The organism is Psychrobacter sp. PG1 (genome assembly GCF_014897815.1).
Lineage (GTDB): Bacteria > Pseudomonadota > Gammaproteobacteria > Pseudomonadales > Moraxellaceae > Psychrobacter.
Genome location: NZ_JABUZG010000026.1, coordinates 1 through 805, shown reverse-complemented (window position 1 = coordinate 805; position 805 = coordinate 1). Strand labels below are relative to the sequence as shown.

1 protein-coding gene is annotated in these 805 nt (G+C 41.1%); it reads left to right on the top strand.

What is annotated here, in order from left to right; all coding sequences use genetic code 11:
* Positions 1–73 precede the first annotated feature (73 nt).
* The gene (locus tag INT03_RS01175; protein WP_087816370.1) at positions 74–775 is read left to right on the top strand and encodes an IS1 family transposase; all 702 of its coding nucleotides are present in this window, start codon (positions 74–76) and stop codon (positions 773–775) included.
* The last annotated feature ends 30 nt before the right edge of the window (positions 776–805 follow it).

Genomic DNA, 805 nt, shown 5'->3' with positions numbered 1-805 from the left:
GGTGGTGTATCAAAAAGTATGCTGGGGTAATAAAGGAAGGTGACAGTCAAAGCAAGATGATATATTTGAGGTTATGAAGACACAAATACAGATCAATTGCCCCGACTGTCACAGTCTTAGTCTAAAGAAAAATGGTATAAAAAGCTATGGTAAGCAGAACTACCAATGTAAGGACTGCAAACGACAATTCATTGGCGACCATGCCTTAAGCTACCAAGGCTGTCACTCTCAAATAGAAGACATAATACGGCTGATGACTGCTCGAGGCTGCGGTGTTAGAGACATAGCCATCATTACCTCGGTGAGTATTGGTAAAGTGCTCAGCACCATAGGCTCATCCGTTTATAAGATCGTGCCTAATAAGCGCTACTATGAACGCTTAGAAGTTGATGAGTTTTGGACTTACGTATATCGCAAGAAGCGTAAAGTCTGGCTCATCTACGCTTATGACCGGGCTACTAATGAGATTGTCGCTTATGTTTGGGGCAAACGCGACTTAAAAACGGCTCAGAAACTAAGAGCCCGTCTTAAGCAACTTAAAGTGAGCTATGACTCTATTAGCATGGACAACTGGGACAGTTTCATAACGGCCTTTAAACCAGATAACAAACAAGTTGGCAAACAGCATACGATAGGTATTGAAGGTAATAACTGCCGTCTTAGACACCGACTAAAACGAGCCGTTAGAAGAACCTGTTGTTTCTCGAAGAAGCTCGATAATCACTTAAAAGTGTTTGATTTGGTATTCTTTTATATCAATTATGGCTATGTCTGATGTCAGCATACTTTTTAGAACACCACCAAA

Coding starts and splice junctions, on each gene's coding strand:
- INT03_RS01175 (WP_087816370.1), top strand. CDS start 74: ATGAAGACACAAATACAGATCAATTGCCCCGACTGTCACAGTCTTAGT.